Source organism: Streptomyces sp. IBSBF 2435 (assembly GCF_036815005.1).
GTDB lineage: Bacteria > Actinomycetota > Actinomycetes > Streptomycetales > Streptomycetaceae > Actinacidiphila.
Map to the genome: position 1 here is coordinate 26,925 of NZ_JAJSYW010000035.1, position 13,834 is coordinate 40,758.

Sequence of the window (13,834 nt, forward strand, 5' to 3'; positions counted from 1 at the left end):
GCCGCTTCCGCGAGCTCCTCGACACGGTATTCGCGTGCGCCCGGGTGCCCGCCGGGCTGTGCGCCGGCGGAAGCAGCTGTGCTTGTCTCGTCCACGCGGTCGTTCACCCGGCCAGCCTATGCGCTGGCGTAAGGGGCTTCATCCTGGTGCGGCGTTCCTTCTCCGACATCCCGCGGCCATTCTCCGCGGATTTCGGGATACCCCCTACCGCGGGTAACCTGCCGTGCCCTACAGTCCAAACAGTGCCAGTGATTGATGGCGCGATGTGCGGCGGTACGAGGGCCGGTCGCGGCCCCCGGCCGTGGACGGGCCGGCAGGAAGGAAGGGCGGTGCCATGGACGACGACAACCGCGAACACGTGCGGGTGGCGGTGATCGGGTCCGGATTCGGCGGTCTGGGAGTCGCTGTACGGCTGCGGCGCGAGGGGATCACCGACTTCGTGGTCCTGGAGCGGGCCGAGGCGGTGGGCGGCACTTGGCGCGACAACAGTTACCCGGGCTGCGCCTGCGACGTGCCCTCGCATCTCTACTCGTTCTCCTTCGCCCCCAACCCGGACTGGCCGCGCGCCTTTTCCGGGCAGGAGCACATCCGGGCCTATCTGGAGCGCGTCACCGACACCTTCGGGCTGCGCCCGCACATGCGGTTCGGCGCGGAGGTGAAGCAGGCGCGCTGGGACGGTGCCGCCCGGCGCTGGGAGGTGACCACGGCGGCCGGCGAGCTGACCGCCGACGTCCTGGTGTCGGCGACCGGTCCGCTGTCCGACCCGAAGATCCCCGACATCCCCGGTATCGAGGACTTCCCGGGGCCGGTCTTCCACTCCTCGCGCTGGGACCACGACTACGACCTCAGGGGCAAGCGCGTCGCCATGGTCGGCACCGGCGCGTCGGCGATCCAGATCGTGCCGTCCATCCAGCCGGAGGTCGGCAGCCTGACCGTCATCCAGCGCACCCCGCCGTGGGTGATGCCGCGCGTCGACCGCCCGGTCAGCGGCGCGGAACGCTGGCTGCACGGCAAGGTGCCGAGCACCGCCAAGGCCAGGCGCGGGCTGCTGTGGACGATCAGGGAATTCCAGGTCGGCGCGTTCGTGAAGCGCCCCCGGCTGATGAAGGCGGCGGAACGCATCGCCCGCGCCCATTTGCGACGGTCGGTCAAGGATCCTGCGCTGCGTGCCCGGCTCACCCCCGACTACACGATCGGCTGCAAGCGGATCCTGTTGTCCAACACGTACTACCCGGCGCTCGCGGAGCCCAACACGGAGGTCGTCACCGCCGCCCTTGCCGAGGTGCGCGGTTCTTCCGTGGTCACGGCGGACGGCACCGAGCGCGAGGTCGACGCGATCATCTTCGGCACCGGCTTCCACGTCACCGACATGCCGATCGGCGACCGCGTCATCGGCGCCGACGGGCGCACGCTGGGCGAGCACTGGAAGGGCGGCATGGCGGCGCTGCGGGGGTGCACGGTCGACGGCTTCCCCAACCTGCTGCTCATCATCGGCCCCAACACCGGCCTCGGTAACAGCTCGATGATCCTAATGATCGAATCGTCGCTCAATTACGTCGCCGACTACATGCGCACCCTGGCGAGCACCGGCGCCGCTGCGCTGGACGCCAAACCCGCCGCAGTGGCCGCGTGGAACGAGGAGATGCAGCGCCGCGCCGCCCGCACGGTCTGGAACACCGGCGGCTGCAAGAGCTGGTATCTCGACGCGAACGGGCGCAACACGACCGCATGGCCCGGCACCACCGCAGAATTCCGGCGAGCGACACGGCAGTTGAAAATCTCCGAATACGATCTGATAGCGCCCGCCGCGGGTGACGTGGCGCAGGCGGGCGATGATCGTACGGTCCGGGCGGAGGTCGCGTCATGACGCTCCCCTACGAGGCGGTGCCCCCGCGCCGGACGCTGCACGTGGTGTCGCCCGGCGGAAACCGTGTCCATGTCGAGGAATTCGGGCGCCCCGACGGTCCCACCGTGGTCCTCGCGCACGGCTGGGCGTGCTCGATCCTCTTCTGGGCGCCGGTGATACGGCTGCTCTCGTCCGATTTCCGGGTGATCGCCTACGACCAGCGGGGTCACGGCCGCAGTGCGGAGTCGCTCACCCGGCAGGGTTACGACACCGGCGTACTGGCCGATGATCTGGAAGCCGTACTGGAGGCGGTCGTACCGGAGGGTGAACGGGCGGTGCTGGCCGGGCACTCCATGGGCGGTATGACGATCATGGCGGCATTCGGGCGCCCGGCCGTACGCAGCCGTACGGCCGCGGTGCTGCTCGCCAGTACCGCCAGCGGGCGGCTGCTCGGCGCGACCGAGGTGCTGCCGCCGCGCCTGTCGCTGCGGTGGCTGCGGCGGGTCTTCCACCGGCAGCTGCTGACCTCGCGGCTGCCGCTCGGGCCGATCACTCCGCTGTCGCGGGCGGCGTTCGGCTACGGCGTGCTGGGGAAGGCCCCGAGCAGGGCGCAGGCGGCCTTCACCGCGCGGATCGTGCACGCCTGCAAGGCCAGGCAACGTGCCGCTTGGGGCCGGGTGCTGGCCGTCCTCGATCTGGACGCGGAGATCGCCGCGCTGGACGCGCCCACCGCCGTCCTGGTCGGTACCCACGACAAGCTCACGCCCAAAGTGCACTCCCGCGGCATGGCCGAGGTCCTCCCGCACTGCGTCGGTCTGACCGAACTCCCCGGGCTCGGCCATATGACGCCGATCGAGGACGCGGCGGCTGTGGAGTCCGTCATCCGGGCGCTGGCCGCCGCCCACGCGGTGTCGCCTTCCGGAGTTGACGCGGAGGGTGACGCCGCTGCCCGACAGAGTGACCCCGTAGCGGAGGAGAAGAGCGCATGAGCCGATCATCGGTGCACGGTCAGGTCGTGGTGGTGACAGGCGCCGCCCGCGGGGTGGGCGAATTGCTGGCCCGCAAGCTCGCGGCGCGCGGCGCGCGGCTGGCGCTGGTCGGGCTCGAGCCGGACGAACTCAAGCGGGTGACCGAGTCGCTGGGTGGTGACGCGGCCTGCTGGACCGCGGACGTCACCGACCGGGCCGCCATGGCGCAGGTCGCCGCCGATGTGCTCGCGCACTTCGGGCGCATCGACGTCGTCGTGGCCAACGCCGGTGTGGCGACCGGCGGTCCGTTCCTCGACTCCGACCCCGACGCGTTCGACCGCGTCATCCACGTCAACCTGCTGGGCAGCATCGCCACCGCCCGCGCCTTCCTGCCTGCGCTGCTCGAATCCCGCGGCTATCTGCTGCAGATCGCCTCGCTCGCCGCCCTCACACCCGCGCCCATGATGGCGGCGTACTGCGCGAGCAAGTCGGGCGCGGAGGCCTTCGCACACAGCCTGCGCGCGGAAGTCGGGCACCAGGGCGTCGCAGTTGGCGTCGGATATCTCAGCTGGACCGACACCGACATGGTGCGCGGTGCCGACGAGGACGACGTACTGCGGGAGTTGCGCGCGCGGCTGCCGTGGCCGGCCAACCGCACCTATCCGCTGGAGCCGGCCGTGGACCGTATCGCGGCGGGTATCGCCCGGCGTTCGCCCCATGTCTACGCGCAGTGGTGGCTGCGCGGCATGCAGTCCGTGCGGGGCGCGCTGCCGTCGGTCGTCGGCGGGGCGCTCGGGCGGCGCGAAATGCGGCGGGCGGCACCCGCGCTGGCCCGCAACGCCGGCGCGCAGCGGGGCCTGGTCGGACGGGGAGGAGCAGCGGACGAGTCGGCCCGCACCGTCGGACATCACATTCAGTGACGACAATGCGCCGCTGACCTGCGGAGATTCGCACGCGATCGCCCGGGATGCGCTGACTGTCCACCCGTGTAAGTCTGATCGAGGCCGCATCCCCACACACTCCAGGAGGAGTAATCATGGGCGGTATGGACGACATCAGGAACAAGGCGGGCGAGTATGCCGAGAAGGCCAAGGGAGCCCGCCGTCAGGGCTCCGAGCAGGCCGACGAGAGCGCGCAGCGGGCCGGACAGGACGCCTCGGAGCGCTCCGGCGGTCGCCTCGACGAGCCTGCCAGGAGCGGCCAGGAGCAGGCTCGCCGGCGCGTGGGCGACGACTCCACCGACGAGGCCCAGGACGACTGGAGCTGACGTCGCGCCGCGGGATAGCCGCGCGAATACCGTGACATAGGGAAGGGGTGCCCCTCGGGGCGCCCCTTCTCCAGTTCACGGAGTCATCGCGCGCAAACGCTCGCGGCTGAGGTGGTCGGCCCGGCGGGTCGTTTCCGGGAGGCGGTATCGGTGGGTGAGTCGCAGGGTATGGGCGCAGGCGTGGTCCAGGCCGATCGCGTGGCCTACCGACACGAACACCGGTTTGACACCCGGCTGTGTCCGCACCGCCCGCCCCACGACCTCGCCGTCGTCCGCCGTCAAGGACGCCCCGGCGCCGCGCTCTTCGCCGACATCATGGTGGCCGAAAACGAACGGCGTCTTTGCCACCCCGAAGCACGGCAACCCGGTCAGCACTCCCAGATGCACCGCCAAGCCCGCCCGGCGCGGATGGGCGACGCCGTAGCCGTCGCACACCAGCAGGTCCGGGGTGTGCGACAGCTTCTCCAGCGCCGCCATGACCGAGGGCAGTTCGCGGAACGCCAGCAGCCCCGGCACGTAAGGGAACGCCACCGTCCCCTCGGCCACCGCCGCCTCCACCGGCTCCAGCGTCGCCGCGTCCAAGACCACGGCGGCGGCGACGAGGGCGGTGCCCTCGGTGGCGTACGAGACGTCCACGCCCGCCACCAGCCGGACGTCGCCAGGTGCCGGTCCCGGCGACGTCAGATCCGCCAGAGCGCGTATCCGCTCCTGCTCGGCCAGAGCCTCGTCCACGGTCTGCGGCCAAACCGCCCGCGCACCACCGCTGCTGTGAGTGTCCATTGCGGGGAGGCTGCCACGTCCGCGGCGCGTACGGCCAGCCGGGGCGTCCCGCAGGCGTCAGGACGGCGTCGCGGGCGCGCGCGGGGGAAGCGGCGGGCGGGCGCGGTCGGGGCGGTCCGTGAGGTCGGGAGGAGTGGCGGCGGGGTGCTGGGAGAGCAGGGCCAGGGCGGTGCGCACGGCGACGTCGAGCTGGCCGTGGCGGCCCTCCGCCCAGTCCAGGGGGGTGCGGAGGCATTCGATGTCGGGGGCCACGCCCCGGTTCTCCACCGACCAGCCGTAGGCGTCGAACCAGGCGGCGTTCATGGGCACGGTGATGACGGTGCCGTCGCCCAGGCGGTGGCGGCCGGTCATCCCGACCACGCCGCCCCAGGTGCGCAGGCCCACCACCGGGCCGAGGCCGAGGAGTTTGAAAGCCGCGGTAATCATGTCGCCGTCGGAGGAGGTGGCCTCGTCCGCAACGGCGACCACAGGGCCGCGGGGGGCGTTGCCGGCGTACGAGACGGGCTGCGCGTTGCGGGTGAGGTCCCAGCCGAGCACGGTGCGGGTGAGTTTCTCGATGACCAGTTCGCTGATGTTGCCCCCCGCGTTGCCGCGGACATCCACCAGCAGGGCGTCGTAGGCGACCTCCTTGCGCAGGTCGCGGTTGAACTGCGCCCAGCCGGAGCCCCCCAGGTCGGGGATGTGCAGATAACCGCACCGGCCGCCGCTGAGCCGGCGGACGACCTTGCGGCGTTTGGCGACCCAGTGCTGGTAACGCAGCGGGCGGTCGTCGATGAGCGGCACGACGGCGACGCGGCGGGGCGCGCCGCGACCGCCGGGCGGCTTGAAGGTCAGCTCCACGGTGGTGCCGCCGGCGCCCGCGAGCAGCGGGAAGGGGCCCGCCTGCGGGTCCACGGGGCGGCCGTCGACGTGGGTGAGGACGGCGCCCTCGCGGATGCCGGTGCCCGCCAGCGGGGAGCGGGCCTTGGAGTCGGACGACTCGCCCGGCAGGATGCGGATCACCGTCCAGGTGCCGTCCTTGTTGTGCTGGAAGTCGGCGCCGAGCAGGCCGATGGGGCGCTGGTAGTGCGGCGGCCCCTCATTGCGGCGGGCGGCGGCGACGTAGGCGTGGGACGTGCCCAGTTCGCCGAGCACCTCGCGGAGCAGGTCGGCGAACTCGTCCGGCGTGGCGACCCGGTCCACCAGCGGGCGGTACTGGTCGAGAACGGCCGGCCAGTCCACGCCGCACATATCGGGCGCCCAGAAGTAGTCGCGGGTCAGGCGGCCCGCCTCGGCATAGGACTGCTGCCACTCGGCGCCCGGATCGACCTCGTGCAGGATCCGGCGCATGTCGACATAGACGGTGGTGTCGTCGTCGCCGCGCTCGTTGGCAGGCAGCACAGCGAGCTCGCCCTGGTCGTAGACCGCGAGGCGGCGGCCGTCGCCGCTGACGGCGTACCAGTCCATGTGGCGGACCAGTTCGGTCTTCTTGCACTTGCCGAGGCTGAAGAACTCCAGGGTGGGACGGGCGGAGGGGTCGGTGGGGTTGACGAAGGTCTCGCCCAGGGCGCCGGAGATCGGCCAGCGCAGCCAGACCAGGCCGCCCTGCACCGGTTCGAGCGACGAGTACTTCGACGCCGGTACGGGGAAGGGCGTCACCCGGCTGGGCAGGCCCTCCGCCTCGACCACGACCGGGCCGTCGCTGTTGCCGCCGCTCTCGCCCGGGTCCAGGCCGCTGCCGCTGGCGCTGCCGACCGGGCCGCCGTCGACGGGCAGCGCAAAGGGCGACGGGGTCGCCGAATTGAGCGGTACGAGATACGGGCGGCAGCCCAGCGGGAACGACAGGTCGCCGGTATGGACGTCGTACACCGGGTCGAAACCGCGCCAGGACAGGAACGCCAGGTAGCGGCCGTCGCGGGTGAAGACCGGCTGTTCGTCCTCGAAGCGGCCGTTGGTGACATCGATGATCGTGCGGTCGGACAGTCGGGCGATCTTGACCGAGCGCAAGGAGCGGCCGACGCCGGGGTGCGACCAGGCCAGCCACGCCGAGTCCGGGGAGAACGCGAGGTCGCGGACCGGGCCGTTGGTGGAGCGGATCAGCTCGTTCACCGTGCCGGGTGGCTGCTGCCCGCCGGTGTTGACATCGGTCTCCGTGTCGTCGTAGCCGGACGCGCCGCCGTCCGCGGTCATATCGGCCACGCCGGTGGTCACCAGCAGCAGGCGGCCGTCGTGCGAGGCGACCGCCAGGGTGCCGCCATCCGGCGACGACACCAGTTGCAGGACGCGGCCGAGCCGGCCGACGGCCAGACGGGTGACGGCGTCGGAGGTATCGCCGGGCGGCGGACCGGTGTCGGCGCCGCCCCCGGTTCCGGGGCTGATGACGCCGTCGACGTAGGCCACGCGGGTGGAGCCGGTTCTGGCCGTACGACCATCGCCACCCGGAATACGATCATCGCCCTCCGCTGTACGCGATCGCGTGGCGCCCACCGGCGACGTGTCCGCCGACGCGTCCTCCGGGGCGGCGGAGGGTTCGGCGATGTCCAGGGCGGCTTCCATGGCGACGGTCGCATCGGTCACGTCGGCGGCCGACTCCGGGCCGCGGCTGAGGGCGCGGGAGGCGCGGCCCGGCAGCGGGGCCAGTTCGATGCCGTCCTCGCCCTCGGCGTCGGTGACGTAGCCGACGACGCCGGTGTCGCCCAGCATCTCCGGCAGCCGGACGCGGGCGCCGGCGGCGTCGGCGATGGTGCGGGCCGGGCCGTCGCGGTGGGTGAGCCAGTACAGGCTGCCGCGCACGCACACGGCGCTGGCGCGGCCGGTGCTGTCGATGGCCAGGCCGTCGACATTCGAGGCGGCCGGCACCTGGTAGGGGCGGCGGCCGCTGCGGGCGCCGCCGAGGCGCATGTCGAGGCGGCGCGGAAGGGCGCCGGGCGCGACCAGGTCCTCCACCAGCCACAGGTCGCCCGCGCACTGGTAGACGACGCGCTCGCCGTCGGTGGCGGCATTGCGGGCGTAGAAGTCGGCGTGGTCGGTGTGGCGGCGCAGGTCGGTGCCGTCGGGCAGGCAGGAGTAGAGATTGCCGACGCCCTCGTGGTCGGACAGGAAGGCGATCCGACCGGCCACGAACATCGGCGACGCAAGGTGCCCGTCGATGTCCGGCACCAGGCGCTCGCCGTGCAGCCACAGCCGTCCGGTCGCGCCGCCGCGGTAGCGCTTCCAGGCGTGCGGCTCGTGCGGCGGTGTCCCCGTCAGCAGCAGGGTCCGGCGCTCGCCGCCCCCGTCCGTGCCGCCGTCGTCCTCATCGTGCACGGCGATGTCCGACACGGGCCCCCATGGCAGCGGCCCGCCCGGGCCGCATGCGACGGGCACACTGTGCGCCCAGGTGAAGTAGGAGAACGCCTGCCCGTGCGAGGACACCGCCAGGACGCTGCCGTCCGGCGTCCATGAGCACACCCTGGTGTCGGAGCTGCCCCAGTACGTCAGCCGGCGCGAGGTGCCGCCGTCGGACGGCACCAGATACACCTCAGGGTCCAGGCTCCGCCAGGTCGTGAACGCGATCGTCGCCCCATCGGGTGACAGCCGCGGCGGTCCCACCCGGGTACGGTCCGCCGTCACCCGCCACGCGCGCGCGGGCGAGCCGCCCGGCGGCCCCAGCGGGGCCACCCAGATGTCGTCCTCCGCGGCGAAGCAGAGCATGTCGCCGTGCAGGTGCGGAAACCGTAGGTACGCGCCGTCGCTCACCCCACCCATGGTTCGGGCCGCCCGCACTGCCAGCAACTTTTCACCCCGGTGCGCCCTCGCGGCCTGCCGCACCTCGCCGGCCGCCGGGCCGGTCGAGGGCGACGGCGGGCGGGGCGTACGGTCCCGTGGAGGCCGGGACGGATACCGGCGGCCCAGCGGGCCGGGAGGCAGGGGTGCGGGGAGAAATGGAAGCCGAGACCATCAGGACGCGGCGGCTGACGCTGGCGCCGTTGGCGGCGCAATATGCCGAGGAGATGGCCCGGGTGCTGGGTGATCCCCGGTTGCATGACTTCATCGGGGGCGCGCCGGAGAGTGAGCAGGGCCTGCGGGCGCGCTACGAGCGGCTGGTCGCGGGGTCGGGGGAGTCCGGGGTGTCGTGGTGCAACTGGGTGGTGCGGCTCCGTTCAGCGGATTGTCTGACCGGCACGGTCCAGGCGACGGTCGTTGGCGCGCAGGCGGAGATCGCATGGGTGATCGGAACGCCGTGGCAAGGGCAGGGGATCGCGACCGAGGCCGCACGGGGGCTGATCGGGTGGCTCGCCGGACAGGGGGTGACGACGGTGATCGCGCACATTCACCCCGGCCACCCGGCGTCCGCCGCAGTGGCCGCGTCGGCCGGGCTCACCGCCACGGACGAACGGCACGACGGTGAGATGAGATGGCAGCTGATCGTCGGATGAGCCGGTGGTGCGGAGGCGCAGGGTCGTACAAGGGGTGATGCAGGGGCACTGACCTGGCGGGGGCGGCTCGCGTAACGTGCATTACCACTGAGTAGGTCGGTGGCAATGGGCGCGTGGAGCAGGAGGCGGGCGGATGGCGCTGGACGCGGACGTCGTCGTGGTGGGTGCGGGTCTCGCGGGGCTGGTGGCCACCGCCGAGCTGGCGGATGCCGGGCGGAAGGTGATCCTGGTCGACCAGGAACCGGAGGCGTCGCTCGGCGGGCAGGCGTTCTGGTCCTTCGGCGGGCTGTTCTTCGTGGACTCACCCGAGCAGCGCAGGATGCGCATCAAGGACAGCACGGAGCTGGCGCTCCAGGACTGGCTGGGAACCGCCGGTTTCGACCGCCCCGAGGACCACTGGCCGCGGCAATGGGCCGAGGCATACGTCGACTTCGCGTCCGGCGAGAAGCGGGCCTGGCTGCGCGAGCAGGGGCTGCGGCTCTTCCCCGTGGTCGGCTGGGCGGAGCGCGGCGGCTTCCTGGCGACCGGCCCCGGCAATTCGGTGCCGCGCTTCCACATCACCTGGGGCACGGGTCCCGGCGTCGTCGAGCCGTTCGAACGGCGGGTCAGGGAAGCGGTCGCCCGGGGGCGGGTCGAGCTGCGGTTCCGGCACCGGGTGACCGGGCTGAGCACGAGCGGCGGCGCCGTCGACGGCGTGACCGGTGAAGTGCTGGCGGCCAGCGGCGCGGCGCGGGGCACGGCCAGTTCGCGGGAGGTCGCGGGCGAATTCGCCCTCAAGGCGCAGGCCGTCATCGTCACAAGCGGAGGTATCGGCGGCAATCACGACCTGGTGCGCGCGGCATGGCCCGGGCGGCTCGGAACACCGCCGAAGAAACTGCTCTCCGGAGTTCCCGCGCATGTCGACGGCCTGATGCTGGGCGTCGCGCAATCGGCGGGCGCGTCCGGCATCAACGGCGACCGCATGTGGCACTACACCGAGGGCATCGAGAACTGGAATCCGATCTGGGCCAGGCACGGAATCCGTATTCTGCCCGGCCCTTCCTCGCTGTGGCTCGACGCGACGGGAAAGCGGCTGCCCGTACCCCTTTTCCCCGGATTCGACACCCTCGGCACGCTCGAACACATCACGCGCACCGGGCACGAATACACCTGGTTCGTCCTCACGCAGAAGATCATTGAGAAGGAGTTCGCGCTCTCTGGCTCCGAGCAGAATCCCGACCTCACCGGGCGCAGTGTGCGCGAAGTCCTCAAGCGCGCGTTGCCGGGCGCGCCCGGACCCGTCGAGGCGTTCAAACGCAACGGGGTCGACTTCGTCGTGGAGCGCGAACTCGGCGCCCTGGTGAAGGGCATGAACGCGCTCACGGGCGCGGGACTGGTCGACGAGAGCGCGCTGCGGCGCGAAGTCGAGGCGCGGGACCGGGAGATCGCGAATACGTACACGAAGGATCTCCAGGTCACGGCGATTCGCGGGGCGCGGAACTATCTCGGCGACAAGCTGATCCGTACGGCGTCGCCGCATCGGCTGCTCGACCCGAAGGCCGGGCCGCTGATCGCCGTGCGGCTGAACATTCTGACCCGGAAGTCCTTGGGCGGCCTGGAGACGGACCTTGACGGGCGGGTCCTCGCGCCGCCCGGCGCGCCCGCCGCCGGGACGGACTCCGGCGCCGGACGCGGCGAGCCGCTGGGCGGGCTCTACGCGGCGGGCGAGGCGGCGGGCTTCGGCGGCGGCGGGATGCACGGGTACCGCTCGCTGGAGGGGACATTCCTGGGCGGGTGCATATTCTCCGGGCGGAGGGCGGGGAGGGCTGCGGCGGCGGCCACCGCGTAGTCCCGGCCGGCGGCTTGTCGGCCACCCGGGGTGCCCCTTGCGGCGGCCTTCGCACTCGCGGTGCGTGGTGGCCGGGTACGCGCGCCCCTGGGTGAGTGCTGCTTGCGTCGGCCGGTCGCCTCCCCGTCGTCGTGGCCGGGCGCGCAATTCTCCGTGCTGCTGGGCGAGTGCCCCTTGCTGCGGCTTCGCACTTGCGGTGTGTCGTGGCCGGGCGCGCCCCTGGCCGAGAGCTGCGTCGCCTCCCCGTCGCCGTGATCGGGCGCGCAGTTCCCCGCGCCGCCGCAAGGGGCGCCCTCGCGGCGGGTGGACGGCTGCCGCGCCGTCCCGGCCCGGCTCCCGGCCAGCTCCCGGCCCGGCCCGCGTGGCGCGCGGGAGCCCGCCCCCTTGCGGCGGCGTGTCGCCGCGTGGGTGCCCACAGCGCCCCGGGTGTCCGGCCGGCCGGGGCGGGGTCTTCGGGGCGCGAAGCCGGGGCGCGGCGCGGCGGCGGGAGCCGGAGGTTGGCCGCGGGCTTGCGCGTCCGCCGTAGCGGCGTGACCAGCGCAGATGGCGGACGCCGAGCCCAACTCACCCCGGCGCGGAGCGCCTTGTCGCGTTTCAAGCATTGACAGGAGCAGGACGGCTCCGCACTATGGGAGCGCTCCCACGTTAAGAGCGTGTAACCGATCAATGAACCACCGCACCACCTCCCATGACCTCTCGAAGCCCTTTCGAAGGCCCATCCCCCCAATGGAGGTTGTTCGCACATGGCAGTCCCGATAGTCCGACGCAGAACCGCGGCACTGGCCGCAGGTCTGATGGTCGTCGCGTCCGGCGGCGTGGCCGCCGCGCTCAGCACCTCGACCGCCTCGGCGGCCACAGCCGGCTGCTCGGTCAACTACAGCGTGAGCCAGTGGGACACCGGCTTCACCACGCAGGTGACCGTCACCAACACCGGCCCGGCGCTGACCAGCTGGAACCTCGGCTGGAGCTTCGCCGGCAACCAGCAGATCACCCAGTCCTGGAACGCCACCGTCACCCAGACGGGCAAGGCCGTCAACGCGGCCAGCCTGTCGTACAACGGCGCTGTGGCGACCGGCGGGACGGCGACCTTCGGCTTCAACGGGTCGTACAGCGGCACCAACACCACGCCGACGGCGTTCACCCTGAACGGTGTCGCGTGCGGTGGCGGCGGCGGTGGCACCACGCCTCCGACCACGCCTCCCACGACGCCGCCGACCACTCCGCCGACGACGCCTCCGACCACTCCGCCCACCACTCCGCCGACAAGCCCGCCGCCGGCCGGCCAGCGGGTGGACAACCCGTATGTCGGGGCCAAGGGCTACGTCAACTCCGAGTGGTCCGCGCTGGCCGCCGGTGACGGCGGCCAGGCGATCGCCAAGCAGTCGACCGCGGTATGGCTCGACCGGATCGCCGCGATCAACGGAGTCAACGGCGGGATGGGCCTCAAGGCGCACCTGGACGCCGCCGTGACGCAGGCCGCGGGCCAGCCGCTGACCATCGAACTGGTCATCTACGACCTGCCGGGCCGGGACTGCTCGGCGCTCGCCTCCAACGGTGAGCTGGGCGCGACCGAGATCGGCCGCTACCAGACCGACTACATCGACCCGATCGCCGCCCTCGAAGGCAACGCCGCCTACGCGGGTCTGCGGATTGTCAACGTCATCGAGCCCGACTCGCTGCCCAACCTGGTCACCAACGCGGGCGGCACCGCCGGTTCCACCGACGCGTGCGCGACGATGAAGGCGAACGGCAACTACGAGAAGGGCGTCGGTTACGCGCTGGCGAAGCTGGGCGCGATCGGCAACACCTACAACTACATCGACGTGGGTCACCACGCCTGGCTGGGCTGGGACAGCAACTTCGTCCCCGCCGCGCAGGAGTTCCTGAAGGCCGCCACCAGCAACGGCGCCACCGTGGCCGACGTGCAGGGCTTCATCGCCAACACGGCGAACTACAGTGCCACGACCGAGCCTTACGTCAAGGTCACGGACTCCGTCAACGGCACCACGGTGCGGCAGTCCAAGTGGGTCGACTGGAACAACTACGTCGACGAGCAGTCCTACGCGCAGGGCCTGCGCAATGAACTGGTGTCGATCGGCTTCCAGTCCAACATCGGCATGCTGATCGACACCAGCCGCAACGGCTGGGGCGGCACCGCCCGCCCCACCGGTCCCGGCGCGACGACCAGCGTGGACACGTACGTGGACGGTGGACGCCTGGACAGGCGGATCCACGCCGGCAACTGGTGCAACCAGTCCGGTGCCGGTATCGGCGCCCGCCCGACGGCCGCCCCCGCCTCCGGCATCGACGCCTACGTGTGGGTCAAGCCTCCGGGTGAGTCGGACGGTGCGAGCCAGGCCGTCAGCAACGACGAGGGCAAGGGCTTCGACCGGATGTGCGACCCCACCTATGGCGGCAACGCGCGCAACGGCAACAACCCGACGGGCGCACTGCCCAACTCGCCGCTGGCGGGCCACTGGTTCTCGGCCCAGTTCCACCAGCTGATCGCCAACGCATACCCGCCGCTTTCGTAGCACCTGGATAGCGGATCCCCCCACCGGGCCCGTTCGGGGCCGCGCCTGGGTCACATCGACCCGGACCGCGGTCCCGTGACGGGCCCGCCGCATGCCCGCGGTCCGCCGGGCCGCACGCCAGCACGGTGCGCGCCCGGACCGGACGCCGCTGCCCGGCTGTCACACCCGTCGTGCACCATGGAGGGGACAAAGCGCAGGGGCGGGGGTGGAGGGG

9 protein-coding genes are annotated in these 13,834 nt (G+C 72.2%); 7 read left to right on the top strand and 2 right to left on the bottom strand.

Translation table 11 applies throughout. From position 1 onward, the window contains the following. The first annotated feature begins 334 nt into the window (after positions 1 to 334). The 4 genes from V7E46_RS10010 (at position 335) to V7E46_RS10025 (ending at position 4,081) form a co-directional block, all read left to right on the top strand. Positions 335 to 1,867, top strand: coding sequence for a flavin-containing monooxygenase (locus tag V7E46_RS10010; RefSeq protein ID WP_333768084.1), 1,533 nt, complete (start codon positions 335 to 337; stop codon positions 1,865 to 1,867). Continuing rightward, positions 1,864 to 2,835 (top strand): alpha/beta fold hydrolase, encoded by a 972-nt coding sequence (locus V7E46_RS10015; protein WP_333768085.1) that lies wholly within the window; start codon positions 1,864 to 1,866, stop codon positions 2,833 to 2,835. The genes V7E46_RS10010 and V7E46_RS10015 overlap by 4 nt, the downstream gene beginning before the upstream one ends. Then, entirely contained in the window at positions 2,832 to 3,734 is a 903-nt protein-coding gene (locus V7E46_RS10020) for an SDR family oxidoreductase (protein WP_333768086.1), read from the top strand. The genes V7E46_RS10015 and V7E46_RS10020 overlap by 4 nt, the downstream gene beginning before the upstream one ends. 116 nt (positions 3,735 to 3,850) lie before the next feature. Beyond that, positions 3,851 to 4,081, top strand: coding sequence for a hypothetical protein (locus V7E46_RS10025; protein ID WP_333768087.1), 231 nt, complete (start codon positions 3,851 to 3,853; stop codon positions 4,079 to 4,081). Between the two features lie 75 nt (positions 4,082 to 4,156). Here the strand turns inward: V7E46_RS10025 and V7E46_RS10030 are convergent, their stop codons facing one another. Together V7E46_RS10030 and V7E46_RS10035 are read right to left on the bottom strand one after the other, a co-directional pair. Next, positions 4,157 to 4,861: an endonuclease V gene (locus V7E46_RS10030; protein ID WP_333768088.1), complete on the bottom strand. Its 705-nt coding sequence runs from the start codon at positions 4,859 to 4,861 to the stop codon at positions 4,157 to 4,159. A 57-nt stretch (positions 4,862 to 4,918) separates the two neighbouring features. Beyond that, positions 4,919 to 8,587 (bottom strand): S41 family peptidase, encoded by a 3,669-nt coding sequence (locus V7E46_RS10035; protein ID WP_443054103.1) that lies wholly within the window; start codon positions 8,585 to 8,587, stop codon positions 4,919 to 4,921. Between the two features lie 176 nt (positions 8,588 to 8,763). On the opposite strand from V7E46_RS10035, the gene V7E46_RS10040 reads away from it, so the two are divergent. The 3 genes from V7E46_RS10040 to V7E46_RS10050 all read left to right on the top strand — a co-directional run bounded on the left by V7E46_RS10040 (position 8,764) and on the right by V7E46_RS10050 (position 13,620). Next, complete coding sequence (locus tag V7E46_RS10040) at positions 8,764 to 9,258, top strand: GNAT family N-acetyltransferase (RefSeq protein ID WP_333768090.1); 495 nt, start codon at positions 8,764 to 8,766, stop codon at positions 9,256 to 9,258. A 133-nt stretch (positions 9,259 to 9,391) separates the two neighbouring features. After that, positions 9,392 to 11,086, top strand: a complete 1,695-nt coding sequence (locus tag V7E46_RS10045; RefSeq protein WP_333768091.1) for an FAD-binding dehydrogenase — start codon at positions 9,392 to 9,394, stop codon at positions 11,084 to 11,086. A gap of 743 nt (positions 11,087 to 11,829) precedes the next feature. Beyond that, positions 11,830 to 13,620: a glycoside hydrolase family 6 protein gene (locus V7E46_RS10050; RefSeq protein WP_333768092.1), complete on the top strand. Its 1,791-nt coding sequence runs from the start codon at positions 11,830 to 11,832 to the stop codon at positions 13,618 to 13,620. Positions 13,621 to 13,834: the final 214 nt, after the last annotated feature.

What these genes read in the sequence shown, in the direction of transcription:
- V7E46_RS10035 (WP_443054103.1), bottom strand. Translation starts at nt 8,587, where the DNA reads ATGGGTGGGGTGAGCGACGGCGCGTACCTACGGTTTCCGCACCTGCAC.
- V7E46_RS10015 (WP_333768085.1), top strand. Translation starts at nt 1,864, where the DNA reads ATGACGCTCCCCTACGAGGCGGTGCCCCCGCGCCGGACGCTGCACGTG.
- V7E46_RS10025 (WP_333768087.1), top strand. Translation starts at nt 3,851, where the DNA reads ATGGGCGGTATGGACGACATCAGGAACAAGGCGGGCGAGTATGCCGAG.
- V7E46_RS10040 (WP_333768090.1), top strand. Translation starts at nt 8,764, where the DNA reads ATGGAAGCCGAGACCATCAGGACGCGGCGGCTGACGCTGGCGCCGTTG.
- V7E46_RS10010 (WP_333768084.1), top strand. Translation starts at nt 335, where the DNA reads ATGGACGACGACAACCGCGAACACGTGCGGGTGGCGGTGATCGGGTCC.
- V7E46_RS10045 (WP_333768091.1), top strand. Translation starts at nt 9,392, where the DNA reads ATGGCGCTGGACGCGGACGTCGTCGTGGTGGGTGCGGGTCTCGCGGGG.
- V7E46_RS10030 (WP_333768088.1), bottom strand. Translation starts at nt 4,861, where the DNA reads ATGGACACTCACAGCAGCGGTGGTGCGCGGGCGGTTTGGCCGCAGACC.
- V7E46_RS10020 (WP_333768086.1), top strand. Translation starts at nt 2,832, where the DNA reads ATGAGCCGATCATCGGTGCACGGTCAGGTCGTGGTGGTGACAGGCGCC.
- V7E46_RS10050 (WP_333768092.1), top strand. Translation starts at nt 11,830, where the DNA reads ATGGCAGTCCCGATAGTCCGACGCAGAACCGCGGCACTGGCCGCAGGT.